The 26,179-nt window shown below is 52.4% G+C and carries 22 protein-coding genes and 1 tRNA gene; 18 read left to right on the top strand and 5 right to left on the bottom strand.

From position 1 onward, the window contains the following. Positions 1 to 63: 63 nt before the first annotated feature. A tRNA-Leu gene (locus EUZ85_RS22425) sits at positions 64 to 148 on the bottom strand. 187 nt (positions 149 to 335) lie between these two features. Between EUZ85_RS22425 and queA the strand changes: the two genes are divergently transcribed. From queA to secF, 5 genes are all read left to right on the top strand, one after another. After that, positions 336 to 1,391 (top strand): tRNA preQ1(34) S-adenosylmethionine ribosyltransferase-isomerase QueA, encoded by a 1,056-nt coding sequence (gene queA / locus EUZ85_RS22420; RefSeq protein WP_127972118.1) that lies wholly within the window; start codon positions 336 to 338, stop codon positions 1,389 to 1,391. Between the two features lie 51 nt (positions 1,392 to 1,442). Then, positions 1,443 to 2,552: a tRNA guanosine(34) transglycosylase Tgt gene (tgt, locus tag EUZ85_RS22415; protein WP_127974542.1), complete on the top strand. Its 1,110-nt coding sequence runs from the start codon at positions 1,443 to 1,445 to the stop codon at positions 2,550 to 2,552. A gap of 81 nt (positions 2,553 to 2,633) precedes the next feature. Then, the gene (yajC, locus tag EUZ85_RS22410) at positions 2,634 to 2,957 is read left to right on the top strand and encodes a preprotein translocase subunit YajC (protein ID WP_206618153.1); all 324 of its coding nucleotides are present in this window, start codon (positions 2,634 to 2,636) and stop codon (positions 2,955 to 2,957) included. A 111-nt stretch (positions 2,958 to 3,068) separates the two neighbouring features. After that, complete coding sequence (gene secD, locus EUZ85_RS22405; RefSeq protein ID WP_127972114.1) at positions 3,069 to 4,931, top strand: protein translocase subunit SecD; 1,863 nt, start codon at positions 3,069 to 3,071, stop codon at positions 4,929 to 4,931. Positions 4,932 to 4,943: 12 nt separating this feature from the next. Beyond that, positions 4,944 to 5,861 carry a protein translocase subunit SecF gene (gene secF, locus EUZ85_RS22400; protein ID WP_127972112.1) on the top strand — a complete coding sequence of 306 codons (918 nt, stop codon included), beginning with the start codon at positions 4,944 to 4,946 and terminating at the stop codon, positions 5,859 to 5,861. A 110-nt stretch (positions 5,862 to 5,971) separates the two neighbouring features. Here the strand turns inward: secF and EUZ85_RS22395 are convergent, their stop codons facing one another. After that, the gene (locus tag EUZ85_RS22395; RefSeq protein WP_127972110.1) at positions 5,972 to 6,769 is read right to left on the bottom strand and encodes an inositol monophosphatase family protein; all 798 of its coding nucleotides are present in this window, start codon (positions 6,767 to 6,769) and stop codon (positions 5,972 to 5,974) included. Between the two features lie 218 nt (positions 6,770 to 6,987). Here EUZ85_RS22395 and trmJ point away from each other — a divergent pair, with 218 nt between their 5' ends. The 13 genes from trmJ (at position 6,988) to der (ending at position 19,985) form a co-directional block, all read left to right on the top strand. Then, positions 6,988 to 7,761, top strand: a complete 774-nt coding sequence (gene trmJ / locus EUZ85_RS22390; protein WP_127972108.1) for a tRNA (cytosine(32)/uridine(32)-2'-O)-methyltransferase TrmJ — start codon at positions 6,988 to 6,990, stop codon at positions 7,759 to 7,761. A gap of 12 nt (positions 7,762 to 7,773) precedes the next feature. Beyond that, positions 7,774 to 8,535 (top strand): serine O-acetyltransferase, encoded by a 762-nt coding sequence (gene cysE / locus EUZ85_RS22385; protein WP_127972106.1) that lies wholly within the window; start codon positions 7,774 to 7,776, stop codon positions 8,533 to 8,535. 78 nt (positions 8,536 to 8,613) lie between these two features. Further along, positions 8,614 to 9,093 (top strand): Fe-S cluster assembly transcriptional regulator IscR, encoded by a 480-nt coding sequence (gene iscR, locus EUZ85_RS22380; RefSeq protein WP_127972104.1) that lies wholly within the window; start codon positions 8,614 to 8,616, stop codon positions 9,091 to 9,093. A 74-nt stretch (positions 9,094 to 9,167) separates the two neighbouring features. Continuing rightward, positions 9,168 to 10,349: an IscS subfamily cysteine desulfurase gene (locus EUZ85_RS22375; protein ID WP_127972102.1), complete on the top strand. Its 1,182-nt coding sequence runs from the start codon at positions 9,168 to 9,170 to the stop codon at positions 10,347 to 10,349. A 248-nt stretch (positions 10,350 to 10,597) separates the two neighbouring features. Continuing rightward, complete coding sequence (ndk, locus tag EUZ85_RS22370) at positions 10,598 to 11,026, top strand: nucleoside-diphosphate kinase (protein WP_127972100.1); 429 nt, start codon at positions 10,598 to 10,600, stop codon at positions 11,024 to 11,026. 70 nt (positions 11,027 to 11,096) lie between these two features. Further along, a complete protein-coding gene (gene rlmN / locus EUZ85_RS22365) occupies positions 11,097 to 12,233 on the top strand; it encodes a 23S rRNA (adenine(2503)-C(2))-methyltransferase RlmN (protein WP_127972098.1) in 1,137 nt (378 codons plus the stop codon). 60 nt (positions 12,234 to 12,293) lie between these two features. Next, positions 12,294 to 13,121, top strand: coding sequence for a type IV pilus biogenesis/stability protein PilW (gene pilW, locus EUZ85_RS22360; RefSeq protein WP_127972096.1), 828 nt, complete (start codon positions 12,294 to 12,296; stop codon positions 13,119 to 13,121). A gap of 2 nt (positions 13,122 to 13,123) precedes the next feature. Further along, a complete protein-coding gene (locus EUZ85_RS22355) occupies positions 13,124 to 14,119 on the top strand; it encodes a RodZ domain-containing protein (RefSeq protein WP_127972094.1) in 996 nt (331 codons plus the stop codon). Between the two features lie 12 nt (positions 14,120 to 14,131). Next, the gene (gene ispG / locus EUZ85_RS22350; protein ID WP_127972092.1) at positions 14,132 to 15,244 is read left to right on the top strand and encodes a flavodoxin-dependent (E)-4-hydroxy-3-methylbut-2-enyl-diphosphate synthase; all 1,113 of its coding nucleotides are present in this window, start codon (positions 14,132 to 14,134) and stop codon (positions 15,242 to 15,244) included. Positions 15,245 to 15,362: 118 nt separating this feature from the next. Further along, complete coding sequence (gene hisS, locus EUZ85_RS22345; protein ID WP_206618152.1) at positions 15,363 to 16,640, top strand: histidine--tRNA ligase; 1,278 nt, start codon at positions 15,363 to 15,365, stop codon at positions 16,638 to 16,640. Between the two features lie 37 nt (positions 16,641 to 16,677). Continuing rightward, positions 16,678 to 17,331: a tetratricopeptide repeat protein gene (locus EUZ85_RS22340; protein WP_127972088.1), complete on the top strand. Its 654-nt coding sequence runs from the start codon at positions 16,678 to 16,680 to the stop codon at positions 17,329 to 17,331. Between the two features lie 7 nt (positions 17,332 to 17,338). Continuing rightward, positions 17,339 to 18,493, top strand: coding sequence for an outer membrane protein assembly factor BamB (bamB, locus tag EUZ85_RS22335; RefSeq protein WP_127972086.1), 1,155 nt, complete (start codon positions 17,339 to 17,341; stop codon positions 18,491 to 18,493). Between the two features lie 73 nt (positions 18,494 to 18,566). Continuing rightward, positions 18,567 to 19,985, top strand: a complete 1,419-nt coding sequence (gene der, locus EUZ85_RS22330; RefSeq protein WP_127972084.1) for a ribosome biogenesis GTPase Der — start codon at positions 18,567 to 18,569, stop codon at positions 19,983 to 19,985. Between the two features lie 46 nt (positions 19,986 to 20,031). On the opposite strand, the gene pta is transcribed toward der, so the two are convergent. From pta to EUZ85_RS22315, 3 genes are all read right to left on the bottom strand, one after another. Further along, positions 20,032 to 22,179 carry a phosphate acetyltransferase gene (gene pta / locus EUZ85_RS22325; protein ID WP_127972081.1) on the bottom strand — a complete coding sequence of 716 codons (2,148 nt, stop codon included), beginning with the start codon at positions 22,177 to 22,179 and terminating at the stop codon, positions 20,032 to 20,034. Between the two features lie 60 nt (positions 22,180 to 22,239). Further along, complete coding sequence (locus EUZ85_RS22320; RefSeq protein WP_127972079.1) at positions 22,240 to 23,442, bottom strand: acetate/propionate family kinase; 1,203 nt, start codon at positions 23,440 to 23,442, stop codon at positions 22,240 to 22,242. A 106-nt stretch (positions 23,443 to 23,548) separates the two neighbouring features. Then, positions 23,549 to 25,969, bottom strand: a complete 2,421-nt coding sequence (locus tag EUZ85_RS22315; protein WP_127972077.1) for an EAL domain-containing protein — start codon at positions 25,967 to 25,969, stop codon at positions 23,549 to 23,551. Positions 25,970 to 26,179 lie beyond the last annotated feature (210 nt).

Here is a 26,179-nt window from a genome sequence, read left to right as displayed (position 1 = left end):
CGCTTGGCGTGAAGAAAATTTAATAAGGATAAAGTAGAAAGGAATTAGATAAGAGAAGAAAGTTGGTGCCGGGAGAGAGAATCGAACTCTCACTCCCGAAGGAACACGAGTTTGAGTCGTGCGCGTCTACCAGTTCCGCCATCCCGGCAACCACGTCAGCCCGTGAGCGGCTAACTTGGGCGGCGATTATACGGACTTTTGTTTGCCCGTCAACAGTTTTTGTTAACTACTTTTTTACATTGTTCTGATTCAGCGCTATAAAAATGCTCGAAGCTGGCGAGTGGCGGGCATTTCCGCTAACCTATGCGCCCCCAAAACTGAAGCAGAATTCCTTGATGCGCGTTGACGATTTTGATTTTGATCTGCCGCCGGAGTTAATCGCCCGGCGCCCGCTGGCTGAGCGCTCCTCCAGCCGTTTATTGTGTCTGGATGCGGATACCGGAGAAATAAACCATCGCGGCTTCAAGGATCTGCTGGGTATGATCAATCCTGGGGATTTGTTGGTTTTCAACGATACCCGCGTTATCCCGGCTCGTTTATTTGGTCAAAAACGCAGCGGCGGCAAAGTCGAAGTGATGGTTGAACGAGTCGTGTCCATGACAGAAATACTCGCTCACGTCAGAGCCAGTAAAGCACCCAAGCCTGGCGTCGATATCCTTATAGACGATAATTATGTACTGACCATGGTGGAGCGGGAAGGCGATCTGTTTCGTCTGCGGGTAAGCGAAGGCGGGAGCGTCAGCGAATTATTAGAAGCTTGCGGGCACATGCCGTTGCCTCCTTATATAGATCGTGAAGATGACTTGAGCGATCGTGAGCGTTATCAAACTGTATATAGTCGCCAGCCGGGTGCGGTGGCGGCCCCCACCGCCGGCTTGCATTTTGACGAGTCGCTTTTGCAGGCGCTGGCGCAAAAGGGCGTCGAAACTGCATTTGTCACCTTGCATGTCGGCGCGGGCACGTTTCAACCTGTGCGGGTGGATGTGGTGCAGGATCATCAGATGCATTCAGAGTATCTGGAGGTCTCCGCGGATGTGTGCGAACAGGTTCGCAAGGTGAAGGCCGCAGGTGGGCGCGTCATCGCAGTGGGCACCACCGCCGTCAGGGCGCTGGAAACGGCGAGTCGATCCGGGGCTATTGAACCTTATGCGGGCGACACCAGTATATTCATCTATCCTGGATATGATTTTGTCACCATTGACGCATTGGTGACCAATTTTCACTTGCCCAAGTCCACACTATTGATGCTGGTGTCGGCCTTCGCCGGTAGAGAGCATATCCTGGCCGCCTACCAAGAGGCGATCGAGCAACGCTATCGCTTTTTCAGCTATGGCGACGCCATGTTTCTGCATCGTCGTCAGTCTGGGCGCGCAGACGCCTTAACAAGTTAAGAATTACTGTCAGATCTGAGTAGGAGAACAACCTTGTCGCGTACTTGCCACATGCAGTTCGAAATCGACAATGCCGACGGCAAAGCCCGTCGTGGTAGGCTGAAATTCCCACGGGGCGTGGTGGAGACTCCCGCCTTTATGCCGGTGGGCACCTACGGCACCGTAAAAAGTATGACGCCCCGGGATATTAAAGATATCGGCGCACACATTATTCTCGGCAATACTTTCCATTTGATGTTGCGTCCGGGTACGGAAATCATTCGTCAGCATGGTGATCTGCATGACTTTATGCAGTGGGATGGTCCTATTCTGACGGACTCGGGGGGCTTTCAGGTTTTCAGCCTGGGGGATCTGCGCAAAATTACGGAAGAAGGCGTGAAATTCAAATCGCCCATCGACGGTTCGCCCATATTCATGGACCCGGAGCGTTCAATGCAGGTCCAGCGCGACCTGGGTTCCGATATTGTCATGATTTTCGACGAATGTACGCCTTATCCCGCCACTGAAAAAGAAGCGGCGGATTCCATGCGCTTGTCCCTGCGCTGGGCTAAAAGAAGCAAACTGGCGCACGGAAATAGCCCTTCTGCATTGTTTGGTATTGTACAAGGCGGAATGTATCCCCATTTAAGGGAAGAATCGCTGGCGGGGCTGACCGAAATCGGCTTCGACGGCTACGCTATCGGCGGATTGTCGGTAGGAGAGCCCAAGGATGAAATGATAAAGGTGCTGGATTACCTGCCTCCTGCGATGCCTGAAGATAAGCCCAGGTATTTGATGGGCGTGGGCAAGCCGGAGGATATTGTGGAAGCGGTGTTGCGCGGAGTGGACATGTTCGACTGCGTCATGCCGACCCGGAATGCGCGCAACGCGCACTTGTTTACTTCATTTGGAGTGCTCAAATTGCGCAACAGCCGGTACCGGGCGGACACACGTCCCCTGGATGAAAACTGCGACTGTTATACCTGTCGCAATTTCAGTCGCAGCTACCTGCATCACCTTGACCGTTGCGGCGAGATGTTAGGTGCGCAGTTGAATACTATTCATAATCTGCGCTACTACCAAAACCTGATGTCTGGTTTGCGTCATGCGATTGAACGGAGTAAATTGTGCGACTTCGTCGCCGACTTTTATCATAGGCAGGAGCAAGGTATTCCAGCCTAGTCAAAGTGTTATAAGCATATTTTGGAGTTATTTCTTATGCGTAAGCTACATGTGCTGTTAGGCACGCTGTTCGCCCTGCTGATGCCTGCTATTGCTGCGGCTGAGCCGGCTCCGGGTCCACAAGGACCGAGTGCGGTGATGCAGATCCTGTTCCTCGGCGGTTTCGTGCTGATTTTTTACTTTCTGGTATGGCGTCCCCAGAGCAAGCGGGCCAAAGAGCACAGAGAGCTTCTGGGCGGTTTGAACAAGAACGACGAAGTGTTGGTCAACGGCGGCATTGCCGGAAAAATCGTGCGTGTGAAGGACGACTTCCTGGTAGTTGAGATTGCTGACAAAGTGGAAATCAAAGTGCAGAAAATGGCGGTGACCGCAGCGTTGCCCAAAGGCACTTTGAAAGATATCTAAGACGGCCGCGCATGCGCGCCGGGCCTGCGTCAGGCGTTCAGTTTCTGCGAACGCCTGCATGGCGCGCCTATTCCCCGGCATAGAGATAAACAATAGGGAGCCTTTTACGGCATGCTCAATAAATACCCACTTTGGAAAAATCTGCTCGTTGTCATAGTGCTGATGATGGGCTTTATTTACGCCTTACCGAATTTGTATCCTGATGACTACGCTTTGCAGATAAGCGGATCTCGCGGCTCCATCGGGGTTGACGAGAGCGTGCTGAAAAAAGCCACCGACGCCCTGGACGAGGCGGGAATTGCATACGGCGAAGCGAAAGTCGGCGAGAAGAACATCATTATTCGCTTTGCGGACAACGACACGCAGTTGGACGCTCAGCCTCACGTCAAAAGCGCTCTGGGCAATGATTACGTTGTGGCGCTGAACCTGGCTCCGACAACGCCAGCATGGTTGTCCAGTCTGGGCGCTGCGCCCATGAAGCTGGGTCTGGACTTGCGGGGCGGGGTGCACTTCCTTATGGAGGTGGACTTGGCGAAAGCAGTCGCCACGACAATGGAAATTACCCAGGGCGACATTAAAACCAAACTGAGAGAAGAAGGGCTGCGCTATAAGTCGGTGGATATTCTGCCGCCAAAGCAGATCTCTGTGGGCTTCCGCGACGAAGATGATCGCGATAACGCGTTGTCTCTGGCGCGTCGTGAGTTTAGCGACTTTTTGGCGGAAAGCGCAGAAGAAAACGGCCTGTTTATGGTGAAGCTGACCCTGCTGGAAAGCCGGGCGAAAGAAATTGAAGACTACGCCATTTCCCAGAACCTGAGCACCTTGCGTAATCGGGTAAACGAGCTGGGCGTCGCCGAGCCTTTGGTTCAGCGTCAAGGGCGTGGACGCATCGTTGTTGAATTGCCGGGCGTGCAAGACACGGCGGAAGCTAAGCGTATTCTGGGGTCCACTGCTAACTTGGAGTTCCGCCTTGAGGCGCGTCCAGATGCTTCGGCAGGTTCGATTGAAAAGTTTGAATTCCGCTCAGAGCCGCGTACTGCAAGCCTGGAGCGCGATATCATTATCACTGGCGGCAGCGTCGCCAATGCACAGCAGTCTTTTGACCAGAATGGTCGTCCCGAAGTTAACATTAAGTTGGACTCCTTGGGCGGCAACAAGATGTTCCACGTCACTAAGGATGCCGTGCAGCGCAATATGGGCGTGCTCTTTGTTGAGTACAAAGAAGATGTGGATACCAAGTCCACAACTGGGCAGCCCAAGAAGCGCCGCTACGTAGAAAAGAAAATCATCAGTCTCGCCACCATACAGTCGCCGTTAGGAAACAGCTTCCGTATAACGGGGCTGGACTCTGTATTTGAAGCCAAAGAACTGGCTTTGCTGCTGCGTTCCGGCGCATTGGCGGCTCCAATCTATTTTGTTGAAGAGCGTACTGTCGGTCCCAGCTTGGGGCTAGAGAACATTAAAGACGGCGCCACTTCCGTTGCGATCGGCTTTGTGCTGGTCATGCTGTTTATGATCGTTTACTACCGTGTATTCGGTATCGTGGCCAATATCGCTTTGGCGGCCAACGTCTTTATTTTGATAGCGGTCATGTCCTTGCTGTCGGCGACGCTGACTCTGCCGGGCATTGCGGGTATCGTATTGACGGTGGGGATGGCGGTCGACGCCAACGTGTTGATCTACGAACGAATTCGTGAAGAGTTGCGTAACGGGCTGCCGCCTCAGTCGGCGATTCATGCTGGTTATGATCGCGCATTCGTGTCTATTTTTGACGCCAACGTGACCACTTTGATTGCGGCGTTGATCTTGTTCGCAATCGGCACAGGCCCGGTCAAAGGTTTCGCTGTTACGCTGTCTATCGGGATTCTGACCTCCATGTTTACTGCGATTACCGTAACTCGCGCAGTAGTCAATATGATTTACGGCGGCCGCAATATTGGCAGTTTGTCCATTGGCGGCGTCAAGCAAGGTTAAGGAGGCATAACTATGTCTGATGAAAAAGTTTATAACTTTATGGGCATAGCGAAGCCTGCGCTGGCTTTGTCTGTGATAATGATCATTGTATCTATCGTGTCCATCGCTACTCGCGGCTTGTCTTTCGGGTTGGATTTTACCGGCGGTACGCTGGTAGAGGTGGAGTACGCCAAAGCGCCGCAAATCAATGATGTGCGGCATCAGCTTGAGGCTCATAAATATGAAAACTTCGTTGTGCAGAAGTTTGGTTCTGACACCAGCATCTTGGTTCGTTTGCAGCAAGAGCACAGCGAGTCCATCGGAACGGAAGTGGTGAATGCGCTGTCTGCGGATGGGGCGCAAGTGAGTCTGAGTCGTTCTGAGTTCGTTGGATCTCAGGTCGGCGAAGAGTTGCGCGAACAGGGTGGATTGGGCCTGCTGCTGGCGCTTGGCGTCATCATGCTCTACATCGCTTTTCGCTTTCAGTTCAAGTTCTCTGTTGGCGCTGTATTGGCGTTGGTGCATGACGTCATTATCACGGTAGGGATGTTCTCGCTGTTTCAGTGGGACTTCGATTTGAACGTGTTGGCGGCGGTGTTGGCGGTAATCGGTTATTCATTGAACGATACCATCGTTGTGAGCGACCGCGTGCGTGAGAACTTCCGTCGCCTGCGTGAGGAAACGCCGGTAAGCATCATTAATATTTCTTTGACGCAAACCCTGTCCCGTACAATTGTTACTGGCCTGACTACTTTGCTGGTTCTGGTGGCGTTGTTCTTGTTTGGTGGTCCTGCGCTTAAAGGGTTTTCGACGGCGTTGATAGTGGGGATTGTTGTCGGTACCTACTCCTCAATATATGTCGCGAGTAACCTGTTGCTGATTATGAATATCAGCAAAGAAGATCTGATGATTCCTGTGAAAGAGGGCGCTGAGTTAGATGAGCGTCCTTAAGGCGATTCTCTTCTTGGTTTAGGCTATCAAAAATAGCCTAATAAAAAAGCCGGTCATATGACCGGCTTTTTTGTGGGCCCTGACAATGTAAAGGGGCTTTGAGGCTGCTGTTATTTCAACAGCTCCGCCAGTTTATGGGCCTTTTGGGAGACGGGTTTAAGCATTTTAGGGTTGCAGCAAATAAGAGAGCGACTTCTTTCATTTAGCGGATTGCCGCGGACATCGCTGTGCAGTGCTCCGGCTTCTTTGGCGATAAGTAAACCAGCTACCGTTTCAAGCGGATTGATATTGTTCAGAATCGCAACGTCGATTTTTCCGGAAGCCAGATAGGCTAGTTCCTGTGGAATGCAGTGCGCGCTTCTTACTCCAAAGCAGCTCTTATCCAGTTCCGCATAAGCTTCCAACAAGGTTGCAGGCTCTTCTCTTTTGCCAACGCCTTCTAAGATGTTAGTGGACAGTACGGACAGCTCCAGCTCTTTTGTACCGGAAACGCGGATGCGCTTGCCATTCAAAGAGGCTCCGCCGCCTCGGCTTGCTGTGTATTCGTCGCCGGTTACAGGAAAAATAATGATGGCATGTTCGGTCTGATCATTTTTTTTGCAAACCAGTGAAAAACACCAGTCGGACAGGCCGCGTACGAGGCTGGCAGTGTTGTGTACGGGCATGATATGCCAGCTGACGCTTTTTGGGGCGCCTTTCAAATCGCCTTTTTTGTTGATTTGGTGGGTCGGGTAGGCCCGTTGCAGGGCGCGGGACAAGTTATCGTAGAAAGCGGCGTCAACGCGTGCAATGACTCTCTTTAGCTTTTCCGGATCGGTAAAAGACAACTCTTCACGTTCAAGAATCATGTTGATTTGCTCATTGGACGAGCGAATTGCGCGCAAGGCAATATTAATCATTGGCTGCATGGTTTGATCACTACTTTGTAAAGAACGGTTTTAAAAAGGGCGCTAATGATAGCAACTCCGTCGTGTAAACACACCCAGAAATCTACTTACGGGTTAAATTATAGAAAAGGTCGCGGCGCGCGCCAGAAAGCGGAGTTAGGGCGATGTTTCAACCTCGGTGGGGGGAGGCATTTGCATACAATTCTGCTACCATTGCGCACTTTTAAAAAGGTGTAAAAATGCTGGAAAACATCCGTATTGTGCTGGTCAACACCTCTCATCCCGGTAATATCGGCGCTACGGCGCGCGTGATGAAAAACATGCGGCTGTCTCGATTAGTGCTGGTGGAGCCAGATCGATTTCCAGACGATGATGCAGTAAGTCGTGCATCCGGAGCTTTAGATGTTTTGGATGGCGCCCAGGTGGTTGCAAGTTTGGATGAGGCTGTCGCTGGTTGTGTATTGGTAGTGGGAACCAGTGCAAGAGGCCGGAGTATTCCTTGGCCAGTGAGAAATCCCCGGGATTTGGCGGATGATGTCTATGAACATGTTGCAACGACCCAGGGTGAGGTGGCGATTCTGTTTGGGCGTGAAGAGCGGGGGCTTACCAACGAAGAGCTGCAACGCTGTCATTTGCATGTCCATATTCCATCAAACCCTGACTATTCATCTTTAAACGTTGCGATGGCGGCGCAAGTGATTTGTTACGAGCTCCACATGCGGTGGCTGCTTGAAAACGAAGAGAATCAATCATATATCCAAAGGCTGGACGGTCCCGGGGATGCTGGGTGGGATGTTGAGGCGGCGACAGCGGACGAAGTTGAACGCTATCTTGCCCACCTTGAGCAAACGCTAGTCGATATTGACTTCCATGATCCGGAAAATCCCAGGCAATTGATGTCGCGATTGCGGCGGCTGTATCAGCGAGCGCGTTTGGATAAGATGGAAATAAACATTCTGCGAGGCATTCTAAGGTCCACGCAGAAAATGGCGGGAACTTGGCAAAAGAAATAATCGGGGCGAATCATGTTAGCACAGTTAAAAGAGGACATAAGAAGTGTCTTTCACCGGGACCCGGCGGCCAGAAACGCCTTTGAGGTGCTGACTTGCTACCCCGGCCTGCATGCGTTGCTGGCGCATCGCATTAGTCACTGGTTGTGGAAAAAGGGATTGAAGTGGTTGGCGCGCTTTCTCTCCACATTCAGTCGCTGGATGACAGGGATTGAAATACACCCGGGTGCGAAAATTGGTCAACGCTTTTTCATCGATCACGGCATGGGGGTGGTGATCGGGGAGACTGCGGAAATCGGTGACGATGTGACTCTGTATCAGGGGGTTACTCTAGGAGGAACCAGCTGGAATGCAGGTAAACGTCATCCTACGCTGGGAAATGGCGTAGTCGTCGGCGCTGGAGCCAAGATCTTGGGGCCATTCACCGTAGGTGATAACTCGAAAGTGGGTTCCAATGCTGTGGTCACCAAAGAAGTGCCGTCTAATGCCACTGTGGTGGGCATTCCGGGGCGAGTGATCGTCAAGAAGACGGAGCCGGAGGCTGATCGCCGTAAAGCCATGGAAGAGAAAATGGGCTTTGACGCATATGGACTGAGCGAAGAGATGCCTGATCCAGTGGCGCGCTCCATACGAGCAATGTTGGATCATATGCAGGCGGTGGATGATCGTTTGGAGTCAATGTGCAAGTGCCTGCATAAGTTGGACGTGGAATATCGAAATGGTGAGCTCCCCCCTCTGAAGAGTGAGGATTTTGAATGTGTTCGCGAAGACAAGTAGCCTGCCAACATAATCCGTAATACTTGATCAGTCTGCAGGGTCATTTCATAATGCCCTAAATTATTTAGGGGTTTGATCATGCGCTTGACCACCAAAGGCCGCTATGCGGTGACCGCCATGCTGGATTTGGCGCTGCACGGCGATGGCGGCCCTGTCAGTCTGGCGGATATCTCGGCGCGTCAGGGCATCTCACTTTCATATCTTGAGCAATTGTTCGCCAAATTGAGGCGTAATCGTCTGGTGTCAAGCGTCAGAGGGCCTGGTGGTGGTTATAAGTTGGCGCGCCCGCTCGGCGAGACCGCGGTAGCTGAAATTATAGAGGCGGTTAACGAATCAATAGATGCGACAAGGTGTGGACAAAAAGGGGACTGTCAGGGTGGCGAAATTTGTCTGACCCACCATTTGTGGCAGGATCTCAGCGAACGTATTCATGATTATCTCAGTAGTATCAGTCTGGAAGAGCTTGTCTCCAGTCGAGCAGTGCAGGAAATCGCCGAGAGGCAGAGTGAAAGAAAGCGAGCGGGCGAGACAGGCATCTCTTTAGTCGATATTGGTTAACCTGATTTCTCTCGTGTCATTGTTAAAGCAGGCGCGGGGAGCGCTGAAGTACTTGGATATGGATAATTGAAATAATGAAGAAACCTATATATCTCGACTATGCCGCCACCACCCCGGTGGACCCCAGGGTCGCTGAGGCGATGAGCAATTGTTTGACGTTGGATGGCGTCTTCGCGAACCCGGCGTCCCGCTCGCATATTTACGGCTGGCGCGCAGAGGAGATGGTGGAGAAAGGGCGTCGCCAAGTAGCGGATTTGATTGGCGCTGATCCTCGGGAGATTGTTTGGACTTCCGGCGCCACAGAGGCGGATAATCTCGCCATCAAAGGCGTGGCGAGTCGTTATGTTGAAAAAGGTCGCCATATCATTACCAGTGCGATCGAGCACAAAGCTGTGCTGGATCCCTGTGCTTACCTGGAAAAACAGGGTTATGAAGTGACTTATCTGAAACCAGATAAGGATGGGGTCATCAGCCTGGAGTCAGTCAGAGGCGCATTGCGCGACGATACAGTTCTCGTTTCCCTGATGCACGCCAATAATGAACTGGGTAGCGTTAACGATATTCAGGCCATTGGTGAGCTGTTGCGTGGGCATCAAGCGTTTTTTCATGTAGATGCGGCGCAGTCCGTGGGCAAGTTGGTTGTCGATATGAAAACCATGCCTGTCGATTTGTTGTCCTGTTGCGCGCATAAAATATACGGGCCTAAAGGTATCGGTGCGCTCTACGTTCGAAGGAATCCATTTGTCGGCGTGGATGCGCAGATCCATGGTGGCGGCCATGAGCGGGGTATGCGTTCCGGTACGCTGCCAACCCACCAAATTGTTGGTATGGGAGTGGCTTTCGAGCTGGCTGGACAAAGCCTGATGGAAGAAGCTGGGCGACTGACAGGGTTGCGCGACAGATTGTGGCGGGCGTTGTCCGTATTGCCAGAAATCCATTTAAACGGTTCTGAATCCAATAGGCTACCGGGGACATTGAATATTAGTTTCGGATGTGTCGATGGCGAGTCGCTGCTGATGGCGATGAGAGACCTTGCGGTTTCAACCGGTTCGGCATGTACTTCTGCTTCGCTGGAGCCCTCCTATGTGTTGAGAGGGATAGGCGTACCGGATGAGTTGGCGCTCAGCTCCCTGCGTATTTCTATGGGACGTTTTACTCAGGAAGAAGACGTTGATGTCGCCGCGGATGTCATTATCACTGCAGTGAATAAGTTGCGCGAGTTGTCGCCTGCGTGGAAGGCGAAGCTGGGCAGTTAGTGCTGCAAGGTCCTGGTCGAGGACGCTTTTTTATTCTTGTTAACAAAATTTAAATCCGCGCCTGATTCAATTTTAAGCTGAATGCATCAGGCGCCCGCTGTCGTAATTGCCGCTCGTTTGATACTTGTGTCGAGGACGTCTTTTTCGTGTTAGGAGCGGAGTGTAACTTTCCCTGGAACATGCGTATAATCGCCTGTTCAGAATATAAACCTAAAGTTGTTATAACCCTGATTTTGGAGAGCATATCGATGGCCGTAGAACGTACGCTGTCAATCATCAAGCCCGACGCAGTGGCTAAAAATGTAATCGGCGAAATCTATTCGCGTTTTGAGAAAGCCGGTCTGCGCGTTGTGGCTGCAAAGATGCTGCACTTGTCGCAAGAGCAGGCTGAAGGCTTTTATGCTGAACACAAAGAGCGTGGATTTTTCCCAGACCTGGTTGCTTTCATGACTTCCGGTCCTGTTGTTGTTCAAGCGCTGGAAGGTGAAAACGCCATCGCTCTGAACCGTCAACTGATGGGCGCAACCAACCCGAAAGAAGCAGAGCCAGGCACAATTCGCGCAGACTTCGCTTCCTCTATTGACGCAAACGCGGTGCATGGTTCTGACTCTGCAGCGTCTGCTGAGCGGGAAGTGGCTTATTTCTTCAGCGAGAACGAAATCTGCCCACGCAGCTGATATAAACTTATCAGTCAAGGCAATTAATCGAGTGCAGCACTATCGCTGCACTCTTTTTAAGAGGTAAAGCATGTCAGGCCCCAACGCTAAAATTAACTTACTGGGAATGAATCGTTCCGATCTCGAGTCTTTTTTCGAGTCGTTGGGAGAGAAAAAATTCCGCGCCACTCAGTTGATGAAGTGGATGTATCACCTTGGCGTATCTGACTTTGACCTCATGACGAATATGAGTAAGGCGCTACGGGAAAAGCTGAAAGAAGTAGCTGAAGTGTCCGTGCCTGAAGTTATTTATGAAGATATTTCTGCTGACGGCACCCGTAAGTGGGTTATGCGATTGGCCGGCGGCAACAGTATTGAAACCGTTTATATTCCGGATAATGGCCGGGGTACATTGTGTGTTTCTTCGCAGATAGGATGCTCCCTCGATTGCAGTTTCTGTTCAACTGGAAAGCAGGGCTTCAACCGTAATTTGAGCTCCGCTGAAATAATCGGTCAGTTGTGGATAGCAGCGAGATCTTTCGGCGATTATGATCTTTCCAAAGAGCGCTACGTCACCAACATTGTCTTTATGGGAATGGGCGAGCCCTTATTGAATTTCGACAACGTCGTGCGCGCCTGCGATGTCATGATGGATGACTTTGGCTTCGGTATTTCCAAGCGCCGACTGACCGTCAGCACTTCTGGACTCGTTCCCGCCCTTGATAAGTTGGGCGATGTTACCGATGTCTCCCTCGCCATTTCCCTGCATGCGCCGAATAATCCGTTGCGAGATGTTCTGGTCCCGGTCAATAAAAAGTACCCGATAGAAGAACTGTTGGCGGCCTGCCATCGTTATTTGAGCAAACTGTCCGACAAGCGTCGTATTACAGTGGAATACACCCTGATTGCAGGTGTAAACGACAGCGAGACGCATGCCAGTGAGTTGCGCGACTTATTGCGCGACCTGCCATGCAAGATTAACCTGATTCCATTCAATCCGTTTCCTAACAGCGGTTATGAGCGCCCCTCCCGAAACGCGACATTAAGATTCCAAAAAGTACTGAGCGATGCGGGCTATGTCGCCACAGTTCGTACTACGCGCGGCGATGATATTGACGCAGCTTGCGGCCAGTTAGTGGGGCGCGTTGAGGATCGGACGCGGAGAAGTCAGAAATATATCCCTCTGCAAAACATTAACGTTTCCCCTGACGGCAGAGCTTCTGCTTAATAAAGCAGAATAGTTGAACGTAGTCTTCAGCTTCCTGAAAAAGCAAGGTGGTTTATTACATTGAAAGTAAAACAGGAATTGATAACTAAGTTGAGAAAAATGGAAAACGTCAAACGCACTATTAAAACTGTAGTATTGGCGGTTGTATTGGGGGGCGTACTTGCTGGGTGCGTTACGACTGTTACAGGGCCCTACACGAATAAAGCTTCTGAAGATAAGGCGGTTCAGCAATATGTTCAGTTAGGGTTGGCCTACTATCAGCAAGGTGACTTGGATAGCGCTCTGCAGAAATTGCAGCGCGCGTTGGAGATAAAGCCGGATAATGCCGAAGCTCAGGCTGCTCTGGGTCTAGTATATCAGAGACAGAAGGAACCTTTATTAGCTGAAAAACAATTTAAATCTGCGCTTCGTTCTGATCCTGGGTTTACGCGTGGACGCACTTATTATGCAGCGTATTTATATGATCAAGGACGTTATAAAGAGGCTGCGGAGCAACTTGATAAAGCATCTGAGGATGTGAACTATGAGAGTAGGGCCCAGGTATTCAGCAATATTGGGTTAATACGTTTACGACTAGGTGAAACAGAGCAGGCGATTAAGGCATACGAGAAGTCTCTGACTTTGAAGCGGGGGCAGCCTAATGTTGTTCTGGCTCTGGCATCCTTATATTTTGGAAAAGGTGAGCTATCAAAGGCGAATAGAATGTACGCTGTGCACTGGGAAACCGTGCGCAGAGGCGGGGCTTCACACACGCCCGCTAGCTTGGCGTTGGGAATTAAAATCGCCAGGGAGAAGAAGGATTTGAATGAGGAAGCATCTTTGATGTTATTGCTGAAGAATATGTTTCCCAACTCCGCCGAATATAAAACGATGAAAGGAAGTAGTTAACTATGTCGTCCGAGGCCGCATCCAACCCCGCCGCCAATGATCGACCGGGCAGCCGATTGCGCCAGGCTCGGGAGAATTTGGGCTGGAGCATTCCGGAAACAGCCGAGCGACTGCATGTTATTCCACGTTATGTGAAAGCCATTGAGGATGGCGAACACAGTCAGTTGCCTGGCTTGGTGTTCTTGAAAGGGTATGTTAGAGCATACGCCCGGTTGGTCAATCTCTCCGAGGACCGGGTGATTGAAGCTCTGGAGCAGGAATTATCCCTGGAAGACGGCGGGTTTACAGAAGAAAGATCAGCTCCTACGCCATCCTATGAGGAGAAGCCTAAGAGTGGCGGAGGGTTGTGGCTGATAATACTGGCGTTGGCGGTTGCGGCGGGACTCATTTACTTTTTTCTCTCAGGGCGAGAGTTAGTACCCTCAGGGAACTCTGAGTCTACGGTGCAGGAGACTGACGCTTCAAGCGAAAATGAGGCTGTGCCTGGCAGTGACAGTGGCGATGTAGTTGAACCGCTAGTCCCAGCTGTTGAGCAAGATGCCTCCGACACTGAGGTTGAGCCAATACTGCTGGACAGTTCAAGTCGCGAGGAAGATGATCAGGAACCGTCCCCTGAAGATTTTCTACAGCCAGAAGATGTCGGCGCTTCTGAGGCCTCTACAAATGAGCATGCTCCGGCGGCGGCTGAGATCCCTGCTTCCATTGAGTCGGCGCCTTCTGCAGCGTCTGAGTCCTCAGCGCCTCAACCTGCAATAGGTAAAGTTGCTGTTCGGGCGACATTTGTTGGGGATTGCTGGTTTGATTTGAGAGATAAGAGCAACAACCGCGTTGTGGGTTTATACCGCCAAGGCGATGTGGTTGACTTTCAAGGGGAGTACCCTTTGCGCTTTATTATCGGCGCGGTGGACGCTGTGAAGCTGGAGGTGAATGGCAATCCTCTGGATTTCGGGCAATACCGAGTACGCAATAACCGTGTTGAAATGACCTTGGAACGTTGAGGTTCTGTTTTTATGCATTTTGAGTCACCGATTAAGAGGCGACGTTCGCGCCAGATTATGGTCGGCGCTGTGCCGGTTGGTGGAGATGCGCCTATCGCTGTACAGTCTATGACGAACACTGAGACCTGCGATGTTGATGCGACTGTAGCGCAGATCGAAAAACTGCAGCAAGCCGGGGCGGATATTGTCCGAGTATCGGTTCCAACTATGGATGCGGCGGAAGCCTTTGCTGCTATCAAACAAAGAGTTACTTTACCTTTGGTGGCGGATATCCACTTCGACTACAAGATTGCGTTGCGGGTTGCGGAAGTCGGTGTGGACTGTCTCCGTATTAATCCGGGCAATATTGGCCGGGAAGACCGCGTGCAAGCCGTTATCAGCGCTGCCAAAGATAACGGCATTCCCATACGTATTGGGGTTAACGCCGGGTCGTTAGAGAAAGACTTGCAGAAGAAATATGGCGAACCTACGCCGGAAGCCCTGGTGGAATCCGCGATGCGCCATATTGATATTCTTGATCGTCATGACTTTCAGAACTTTAAGGTGAGTTTGAAAGCGTCAGATGTTTTCATGACCGTAGCAGCTTATCGCCAGATTGCAGGCCAGATTGAGCAACCACTCCATCTTGGTATTACCGAGGCGGGGGGATTCCGTTCTGGCGCTGTCAAATCCGCCATTGGGTTGGGAATGCTTCTGATGGACGGTATTGGCGATACGATTCGTGTTTCTCTAGCGGCGGACCCTGTCGAAGAGATTCGGGTTGGTTACGATATTCTCAAAAGTCTAAAACTGCGCACCAAGGGGATTAATTTTATCGCCTGCCCCAGTTGCTCCAGGCAGAATTTCGACGTGATCAAGACAATGAACGAGCTTGAGCGTCGTCTTGAGGATATCAACACGCCGCTTGACGTGGCGGTCATTGGCTGTGTCGTGAATGGACCAGGGGAAGCGAAAGAGGCGGACGTAGGTTTGACCGGCGGTTCACCTTCCAATTTGATTTACGTGGGCGGTAAGCCAGACCACAAACTGAATAATGATGAGTTGGTTGAGCGTTTTGAATCGTTGATCCGCAGCAAAGCCGCAGCTAAGCAAGAAGAGCTGGACGCGTTGATCGCAAAAGGGTAAATATCTTCCCCCGCGGCTCCACTTGCTCAAGGGGCGAACCTTTAAGCCAGTAGCACAAATTTGAACATTGTTGGTGCTTCAACATCCGACAATCAGAAAACTTTTAGTTAGAGGTAATATTTTGGCGCGTATTCAGGCTATTCGGGGCATGAACGATGTGCTGCCAGAGCAAACGCCAGTCTGGCGTTATCTGGAAGAAACAGCACGTTGCCTGTTTGAACAATATGGCATTGAAGAAATCAGAATGCCGATTGTCGAGCAGACGGATCTGTTCAAGCGCTCAATTGGCGAAGTGACGGATATCGTCGAAAAGGAAATGTACACCTTTGAAGATCGCAACGGAGACAGCCTGACCTTGCGTCCAGAGGGAACGGCTGGATGCGTGCGCGCAGGGGAAGAGCATGGGTTGTTGTTTAATCAAACTCGCCGCCTCTGGTATAGCGGCCCCATGTTCCGTCATGAGCGGCCTCAAAAAGGCCGTTATCGTCAGTTTCATCAAATTGGCGTGGAGTGTTTCGGCTTCAACGGTCCAGATATCGACGCCGAGCTGATCATCATGACCGCCCGATTATGGAAGAAGCTTGGACTTTCCGAACATGTCCAGCTGCACATCAACTCCATTGGTAGCGCGGAAGCGCGAGCGGAATATCGGCAGGCTTTGGTTGCATATCTGAGCCAGTATGAGGAGCAGCTTGACGAGGATAGTCGGCGCAGGCTGTCCACTAATCCTCTGCGTATATTGGATAGCAAAGACGCCAAGACTCAGGAAATTCTCAAGAATGCGCCACTGTTCAACGACTTTTTGGATGCAGAGTCCGCCCAGCATTTTGCTGGACTTAGGGCGTTTCTGGACAGGGCTGGTTTGAGCTATACCGTAAACCCGAAACTGGTTCGCGGACTGGATTATTACGGTAAGACCGTTTTTGAATGGATCACCGATTCGCTTGGAGCGCAAGGCACTGTTTGCGCCGGCGGCCGCTATGATGGCCTGGTTGCGCAGTTGGGTGGCAAAGGTACGCCTGGAGTTGGTTTCGCCATGGGTGTTGAGCGCTTGGTGCTGATGCTGGAAACCTTAAGCCTGACCCCCGCCAGTTTGCAGGATCGTGCGGATTTCTTTATAGCAGCGCTTGGCGAAGGAGCGGAGGCGTACGCTTTCGACGTCGCTGAACAGTTGAGAGACCTGCAGCAGAATGTCCGCGTCGTTATGAACTGCGGAGGCGGCAGCTTTAAGGCCCAGATGAAAAAAGCAGACAAGAGCACGGCGGCTTATGCGCTTTTGCTGGGTGAGAACGAAGTTAATCAGCGTGAAGTAACGATTAAGCCTCTTCGCACTGATCAGGAACAAAAAACGCTGTCGCTGGAAGAGTTTATCCAGCGCGCGCCACAAATGATTTAATCACAGTTATTGATGCTTATTGTTGAGGAGAAGACAAGTGGATTCATTGCGCACAGAAGAAGAACAAATCGCCGCCATTAAGAGTTGGTGGAAGGAAAACGGCAATGCGCTCTTGATTGGCATCGGGTTGGCTCTGGCTGCGATTTTCGGCTGGAAAGCTTATCAGCAGAACGAACTGCAAAAGAAAGAAGAGGCGTCGCAGATGTACCAGGAACTGGTGCAGGCGGCTGGCGCGGCGCAAGTCTCTGCTGACGAAAAGTCTCAGGCTAACATTACGTTCCTGGCGACTGAGCTTCAGACCAAGTTTCCAGGCACAACTTATGCGCTTTATGCAAAGTTGTTTGAAGCGCAGCAAGCGGTAGAGAAAAAGGATTTTGCTGGTGCGGAAACCGCATTGAAAACAGCTGCGTCGGAGACTGAAGACGAGGCGCTCAAGCGTGTAGTGTCTTTGCGCTTGGCGCGTGTTTTGGCGGCGCAGCAGAAATTTGATGATGCGCTGGCGGCCTTGAAAGTGCAGAAAGGCGATGCGTTTTACTCTCACTTTCAGGAGCTCGCTGGAGATATTCTGAAGATGAAGGGAAGTCGTGCGGAAGCCAAGGTGGCCTATGAGCAGGCGTTGGCTGACGCAAAAGAGCATGAGTTGCCGACTGAGCTGTTGCAAATTAAGTTGAACGATTTGGCGGACGTATAAATCTATCATGAAGTTCCGAATTCAATGGCGCCTGTTAGGGGCGCTTTTTTTCGTTATGGCAGGGTTATTGAACGGTTGTGGCAGTGATGATGTACGTCCCGACCCCGCTGAGCTGAAATCCTTCACTCCCGAGATAGAGCTGAAGCGCCTATGGTCCCGCTCTATCGGCGACGGGCAGGATGAGCAGTTTTTGAAGTTCGCGCCTTTTGTCGTTGATGACAAAATATACGCTAACGATATTGACGGCGAAGTCTATGCAATTGATCTGGAAAGCGGTAAACGTCTGTGGGATATCGACCTGGATGAGCCGTTGGTTGGCGGCGTAGGGGGCGACTATCGCAGAGTCTTCGTCGCCACCCTTGACGGCGAGTTGCTGGCGTTGAATAGGGAAGATGGAGAAATCCTGTGGCGCGCGCCTACGTCCAGTGAAGTGTTGGCCCCTGCTGTATCCGGTTCAGGCAAAGCCATTGTGCAGACGCTGGATGGAAAATTGGCCGCCTATGAAGTAGAAGACGGCAAGAAGTTGTGGGAATTCGCCAGTAATGAACCTGCATTGACTTTACGGGGCACCTCGAAGCCAGTGTTGCTGCAGGACGGCGTCATTTCCGGTATGGCGAATGGTTCCGTCGTCGCCGTCAGCGTCAACGATGGTCAGCTATACTGGGAACAGCGCGTAGCGACGCCTAAGGGGCGTACTGAGCTTGAGCGTCTCGTGGATATTGATGGCGATGTCCTGGTTCAGGATGGCGCACTGTTCGCGGTTTCCTATCAGGGCCAGCTGTCACGTCTGAGTCCGATGAATGGCAAGGAAGAGTGGTCTATGCCTATGTCCAGCTATGTGACGCCTGGCATTGGGTTCACCAATATCTATGTTTCCACGACTGAAGGAGATGTGGTCGCCGTAGACAGAAATTCCAAAAAGGAAATTTGGCGACAGTCTGATTTGTCCTATCGCGAGCTGTCATCCCCTGTCGTTTGGGGTAACTATCTGGCGGTGGGCGATCTGGAAGGCTATGTGCATATACTGTCGCAAGTAGATGGCCGCATGCTGGCGCGGATTCATCCTGCTGGCGAACCCATACAGGCCGCCCCGCTGATTTATGGTAATCATCTGATTATTCTGGGCAGCGATGGCGACTTGAGCGTTTGGGACATTAAGTAATTTTGACGCGCGGCGAATTAAGCCGCGTTTCTTATGTAAGTTGTAACCGTATTATTTAGAGATATCCGCGATCATGAAACCGGTAATCGCCCTCGTGGGGCGGCCAAATGTTGGCAAGTCCACGCTGTTTAATCGCATGACCCGTAGTCGTGACGCTATCGTCGCTGACTTGCCGGGCCTGACCCGCGACCGTAAATACGGCGAAGGCGAGTTGGAAGGCAAACACTATATTGTCGTTGATACCGGGGGGATTACCGGAGAAGAGCAGGGCATAGACGCCGCCATGGCGGGGCAGTCATTCACCGCCATGAACGAGGCGGATGTGGTGCTGTTTGTGGTGGACGCGCAAGCAGGCGTTACGCCCGCAGACGAAATGATCGCCAAAGAATTGCGCGTACGTGGTAAGCCCACCATTTTAGTGGTGAACAAAATTGATGGTATGCAGCCGGAAGTGGCGGCGGCGGACTTTTTCGCGATGGGTTTTCAGGAGTACATGTACACGGCTGCCTCACATAACCGCGGTGTGCGTTCATTGCTCGAAAAAGCGTTAGAGCCGTTTCCGGAGCAGGAGTCGCTGGAAGGCGAAGATGACTCCGGTATCCGCATTGGCATTATCGGTCGCCCCAACGTTGGTAAATCAACGTTGGTGAACCGTTTGTTGGGTGAAGATCGAGTTGTGGTATTCGACCAGCCCGGCACCACCAGGGACTCGGTCTATATTCCTTACGAGCGGTTGGGCGAGCGGTACACCCTGATTGATACAGCAGGGGTGCGTCGGCGTAAGAACGTCAGCGAGGCGGTGGAAAAATTCTCTATAGTGAAGACCTTGCAGGCGATCAAGGACGCGCATGTGGTTATGCTGGTCCTGGACGCTCGTGAGGGCATTGTTGACCAGGATTTGCATTTGCTTGGTTTCGCCATTGAAGCCGGGCGCGCTTTGGTTCTGGCGATCAACAAGTGGGACGGTATGTCCCAGGACGACAAGGATAACGTGCGTCGTGAGATTGATCGACGCATGGGGTTTGTGGAATACGCGCAGATCCACTTTATTTCCGCGTTGCATGGCACTGGCGTTGGGCACTTGTACGAGTCAGTGCATGAGTGTTTTGACAGCGCTATGGCCAAGTGGTCCACCAATCAGCTAACCACCCTGTTGGAAGACGCTGTTTCCCAGCATCAGCCGCCAATGGTCAATGGACGTCGCATCAAGTTGCGTTATGCGCACCAAGGCGGCTCGAATCCCCCGCTTATCATTGTGCATGGCAACCAGACTGACGCTCTGCCAAACAGCTACAAGCGTTATCTGGAGAACACTTTCCGCAAAGTGCTAAAAGTGGTCGGTACGCCTATTCGCTTTGAATTCCGTAGCGGTGAGAACCCCTTTGCAGGTAGAAAGAACAAGCTTTCGCCACGTCAACAGAAGAAAAAAGAGCGCTTGATGAAGCACGTTAAGAAGCTCAAACATAAGCAGAAACGCAAGAAATCCCGCTAACGCCGTTTCTTGCGTATAAGCGTCGCCGGGGCTCCGGCGACGTCCCTTAATTTTCCATCACTTCTGTATTTTGCGTCGCCTGAACAGCTGTCAGCGCGATGGTGTAGACAATATCCTCTACAAGCGCTCCGCGAGATAGATCATTAACCGGCTTCTTTAAACCCTGCAGCATTGGACCCATGCTGATGACATTGGCGCTGCGCTGCACAGCCTTGTAAGTGGTGTTGCCGGTATTCAGGTCAGGGAATACGAATACGGTCGCCTTGCCCGCTACTTTGCTGTCCGGGGCTTTGGTCTTGGCTACGTCCTCAATGGCGGCGGCGTCATATTGCAAAGGGCCGTCTAAAGGTAGATCCGGACGCTTCTCATGGGCAAGTTTGGCGGCGGCTCTCACTTTATCGACATCGCTGCCGGAGCCTGAATCGCCAGTGCTGTAGCTGAGCATCGCCACACAGGGTTCGATGCCGAATAAAACGGCGGAATCAGCGCATTGGAGGGCGATGTCGGCGAGCTCCTCAGCATCTGGGTCCGGATTAATGGCGCAGTCGCCATACACAAGAACTTGCTCTGGCAGACACATAAAGAAAACCGAAGACACAATGCGGCATCCCTTACGGGCTTTGATCAGCTGTAGAGCCGGGCGCACTGTATTGGCGGTGGTGTGTACCGCTCCAGACACTAATCCGTCCACTTCGCCAAGCGCCAGCATCATGGTGGCCAGTACTACATTGTCTTCCAGTTGCGCCTCCGCCATTTGCGGCGTCAAACCTTTGTGCTTACGCAACTCCACCATGGGTGAAATGTATTTCTCTCTGACCTGATCCGGCTCGATAATCTGAATGGCGTCTGACAATTGCACGCCCTGAGCTTCGGCTACGGCGAGAATTTCCTGGCGTTTGCCTATCAGGATGCATTTCGCAATGCCCCGATCATGGCAAATGGTGGCGGCCTGTATGGTTCGTGGCTCATTGCCTTCAGGAAGAATAATTGTCTTGTTGGCTTCCTTCGCTCGCTTCGATAATTGGTAGCGAAAGGCCGCTGGCGACATGCGAGGCTTGCGCGGCAGGCTGACGGATTGCTTGAGCCATTCAGGATCAATATGGCCGGATACGCTGGCGATAACGGATTCAATGCGCTCCATGTCGTCCAGAGGGACCTCGGTGTCCATGCGCGACACCATGCTGGCGGTGACATAGGTGTCCTTGCGGGTGCTCAGCACGGGAAGGCCGGTATCCAGTGCGGACTGGCATAATTTCAACGTGCGTGGGTCCGGTTGCAGGCCGCCAGTCAGCAACAAGCCCGCCAGGGGGATGCCGGTCAGGGCTGCGGCGCAACTGGTGACGAAAATATCTTCACGATCCCCGGGCGTGATGATTAAGGCGCCGGGTTTCAGGCGGCTGACCATGTTGGGGATGGTGCGGGCGCACACGGTCGTATGGAGCACCCTGCGTTGCCTGGATTTGCCTTCGTTCAAATACTCCGCTTCCAGTTCCTCTACAATGTCTGAAGTCCTGGGCGCTACCAGATCGGCGCGCCAGGGAATGCTGGCGATGAGGCGGAAATGTGATTGCCGGAAGACGTTGCACTCTTCTCCATAATCGTGTTTTTCGGCTGGAATCTCGTCTTCATCTCCGTCGTCGCTGAAGGGCGGTTCATCGCCATGAGGTGCGTGAACCTTGTTGAGCACGCAGCCAACTACATCAGGATCGGATGGGTCCGCAAACAGTCGGGCGGCGAGTGACAGGTGATCGTCCAGGTCTTGCGGAGGCATGCCGTCAGGCGCGGCGACCAGAATGACCTCGGCGTCCAGGTTGCGCGCCACTTCGACATTCAGTCGGGCTGAGTAATCATCGCCAGGTGGAGGCGCCACACCTTCTACGATGACGACATCGGCCTCTGTATCCACTTTGTGAAATAGCGCGATGGTTTGCTCCATTAGCAGAGGCGTTTGCTGTTGGCTCATCAGGCTGTGGGCATAGCGTAATGGCATGGGATCAGGGACTGTTAAGCCCATTTTTTCCCGGGTGAATACAATTGAGCGGTCCGTTTCATGATGATTGTCGCGGGGTTGTGCGAATGGTTTGAAAAACGCGACGCGCAGCCCCACGCTATCGTAGGCCCTGAGTAAGCCAAGGCAGACGGAGGTCAAACCTACCGCGACGGAGGCGGGGGCGATAAAGAGAATTTTGGCCACGATGATTCCTCTTGGTTAGGGCGGTGAAAACAGGGCGACGTTTGATGGCGTCTACTGCGATTATTTGTTGCGCCTAATCAACGCCAGGGTGTCTCTGGCGATAAGAAGTTCCTCGTTGGTGGGAACGACCATGATGTTTAGCGAATCGTCCCTGGATATGCGTCCCTGATTTTTTTCTCCGTGGCGGTGGTTCGCCTCTTCATCCATGTCGACGCCCAGGGGCTTGAGCCAGGCGCATACCTTGGCGCGCACGGGCGCTGCATTTTCGCCGATGCCCCCGGTGAAAATAATGGCGTCCAGCGGCGCTGTCGCCAGATAGTAGCCGGCGATCGTTTTCGCTAACCGATAGCAGAAAATATCGATCGCCAGGGTTGCCTGCTGGTGACCTTCTTCACTGAGACGTAGCAGCTCACGCATATCATTGCTGACTTCTGAGACGCCAAGCAGTCCACTCTCTTTATTGAGCAGGTGCGATAGCTGATCGGGCGCGTAATTCAACGTTTGCGTCAAATGCAGGACCAGGCCGGGGTCGAGATCGCCGCAGCGGGAGCCCATTACCAAGCCTTCCAGAGGCGTCAACCCCATACTGGTATCGACTGAAACGCCGCCCTTAATGGCGGCGGCGCTACACCCATTTCCGAGGTGGGCGCTGATAAAATTACAATCGTCCAGCGGCTTGCCAAGCAGCTCGGCGGCGCGCCCAGCGACAAAACGATGGCTGGAGCCGTGAAATCCGTAACGCCTGAGTCCGTGCTCCCGATATAGCTTGTAGGGGAGGGCGTAAGTATATGCGTATTCTGGCAGGGTCTGATGAAAAGATGTGTCGAAGACCGCGACTTGATTTAGGTTCGGATACTTCCGTGCAATCGCTTTGATGCCCAGTAAATTCACCGGATTGTGTAAAGGCGCAAGCTTGGCGCACTGCTCAATCTTGGCGATCACCTGCTCGTCAATGATGGCTGAGTCGCGAAAAGTCTCGCCGCCATGCACGACTCTATGTCCGACGCCTGTCAGGTCCTTAGCGTCGATACTGTGCTCATGCATATGCTGGAACAGTTGGTCGATGACGCGGCCATGGTCTGCGTTGGGGCAGAGTTGGCGCCTGTTTTCTTCGTTGCGCCAGCGCATGCGAAAATTGGCCTCGGCGGAGCTTAGGCGTTCGGCGATGCCGGTGAGTAGGGGAGCGTCTTGCTCGGGGTCGATAATGGCGAACTTGAGTGAGGAACTTCCACTGTTCAACACCAGAATAAGTTTTCCTGTCATGCCTGCCTTGGATGCTTGTTTTCCGGTGACTTAAAAGCCGGGGTGATAACTCGCCCCTCAAGTATGGCTCATGATGACGACTGGCGCCTGTGAGCGCAAGGGGCGTTTAGGTGGCGTAGGCGCGCCGGTTTTCCGATATCCAATTGCAGAAGTCGCTTTCCGCCACAGGTCGGTTGTAATAGTAACCCTGTGCGTAATCGCAGCCTTTGGCGCGCAGGAACTGCATCTGCGCCGCATCTTCCACGCCTTCCCCTATGACTTTGAGGCCCAGGCTGTGGGCCATGGTGATGATAGCCGTCACCAGCGCCGCGTCTTCCGCCTCGGTGTTGACATCCTTGACGAACGAGCGGTCAATTTTCAGGGAGTCAAATGGGTAGCTCTTCAGGTAGCTGAGCGCGGAATAGCCGGTGCCAAAGTCGTCCACGGACAGTTTCACGCCCATTGCATCCAGCTTGTGCAAGATCTCAAAGGTCTCGATAGAGTCATCCAGCAACAGTCTTTCCGTGATTTCCAGCTCCAGGTATTCGCCCGCCAGATCATTGACCTCCAGCGCTTTTTGCACAGTATCGATGAATTTGAGGTCGCGGAATTGACGCGGAGAGACATTGACGGCGATCGTCAGTTTCAGTCCGGTATCCTCATGCCACTTCTTCACGTCGCGACAAGCGGTATGCAGCACCCATTCGCCGATAGAGGTAATCAGCCCGGTTTCTTCCGCCAGGGGGATGAATTTGTCCGGGGCCACCAGCCCCAGCAAGGGGTTATCCCAGCGAATCAACGCCTCTGCGCCGACCAACTGGCCGCTGGCGGTTTCCACAATGGGCTGGTAATACAGCAGCAATTCGTCTTGCTCAAGCGCTTTGCGCAATTGCGTCTCCAGCTTGAGGCGCTCTCTGGATTGCTGGTTAAGGTCCGGGGTGAAGCGGTGATAGGCGCTCTTGCCTTTGTGCTTGGCCTGATACATGGCCGCGTCAGCCTGCTGCAGCAAAGTGCTTGAATTTTCACTATCCGTTGGGTAGATCGCGATGCCGATACTGGTGCTGACGAATATTTCCTGATTGTTCAGCAGGAAGGGGGAAGAGAACGCCTGCAGAATGCGGGCGGCGACCAGTTCGGAATCTTCGGGGGACTCCAGGGACGGCAGAATGATCAGGAACTCATCTCCACCCAAACGGGCCACGGTGCTGTTGCCGCGCAGAGATGAGGCGATGCGGCGCGAAGCCTCAATCAACAGGGTGTCGCCATTGTCGTGGCCCAGGGTGTCGTTGATGTGCTTGAAGTTATCCAAATCCAGAAACATCAGGCCCACCTGCGATTTGTCGCGGCGGGATTGCGCCAGCGCTAATTTGAGACGGTCCAGCGCCAGCATGCGGTTTGGCAGGCCGGTCAACAGGTCATAATTGGCTTGACGCAGCAACTGTTGCTCGTAGCGTTTACGTACGCTGATGTCCTCGCCCAGAATCAGATACTGAGACGACTCGCCATCGGTGTCGCGGATGGGAGTGATCACCACTTGTTCCCAGAACTTCTCGCCGCCATGACGGGTGCTGTGCATTTCCCCCTGCCACATGCCAGCGCGCTCCACCTGAATCTCAATGTTGTGCCAGAGCTGCTCATTCTGAGATTCATCCGGGCTGATATGCGTCAGGGTTTTTGGATGCTTGCCGATAATCGAGTTCAAATTGTGGCCGGTCAACTGGCTGAACTTCTGGTTGGCATAGGTGATTTTCCAGCGCTTGTCGCAGATCAGCACGGAGGAGGGGCTTTGCTCAATGGCCAGCGATAACTTGCGGATCTCCGCCGCATCCAGCTTTTGCTTCTCAATATCGTTGAGCAGGGTGAGGCGCATTTCGTTGATGGCGTCTGTGACACGCTGCAGCTCATCCGGCGGTTGGCCGCTCTTTTGTGAGCGATCCAAGGCTAAAGGCGTATCTAGCTGGTGAATATTGAGGCCGCGGGCGTAGTTCGCCATTTTGGACAGATGACGCGTCACCAGATACTGAAATATCCATAGAATCAGTACGGAAATGAAAAAGGTTTTAAACGCCTGGGTCGTCATGATGACGAAGATGCGCTGCCGCAACTGTCGATAGATGTCGTCAAGGCTGGCGGTGATGGTCAGTTCCCCCAGCTCATATAGATCATCGGATGAGTGTTGCAGCTTGATTTTGTGTTTGATCGTCGGAATCCGCGGCGGGATCTCGCCCATCTCGATTTCTGAGTCTGGATAAATCTGCAGATGCAGATGCACGATGTCGGGCAGGTTCAATATGCCCTGCATTTGCACGCGCAGTAATTTCTGGTCGAGAGACCACAGGCTGCGCGCCAGTGAGGACTGGTAACTGGTTTCGATCAGATTCATGCGCTGATCGACCAGCGAAACATCTTTCCGATAGTCCGCATAAACCTGGATGCCTGTGGCGAACAGCGTAAACAGGGAGCTACACACAAGGATGTAGCCCAACATGCGAAAAGAAAGCGGAGAGGTCTCGCGAAAATTCCAGACTTTGCGAAACAGGTTACTCATTATTCGCGGGTGCTCTTTTTTCTTTCATGTAGGTAAAAAAGCAGCTCAAAGTCTTTTCATGGCGCAACAGACCGGCAGCATTGGAATATATTAAACATTATAAACTTAGCCCAGCTTTCCACCTCGCGCAAAGCGTCAAACAAGGCAAAATCGGATTATTGATCCAGGTTGCAATTGTTTTGTTCAAAATATAACCACTTTGTGCAATAC

Source organism: Hahella sp. KA22 (assembly GCF_004135205.1).
In the GTDB taxonomy this organism is placed as follows: domain Bacteria; phylum Pseudomonadota; class Gammaproteobacteria; order Pseudomonadales; family Oleiphilaceae; genus Hahella.
The sequence above is the reverse complement of the archived record's forward strand: the minus strand, read 5'-3'. Positions and strand labels throughout refer to the sequence as shown.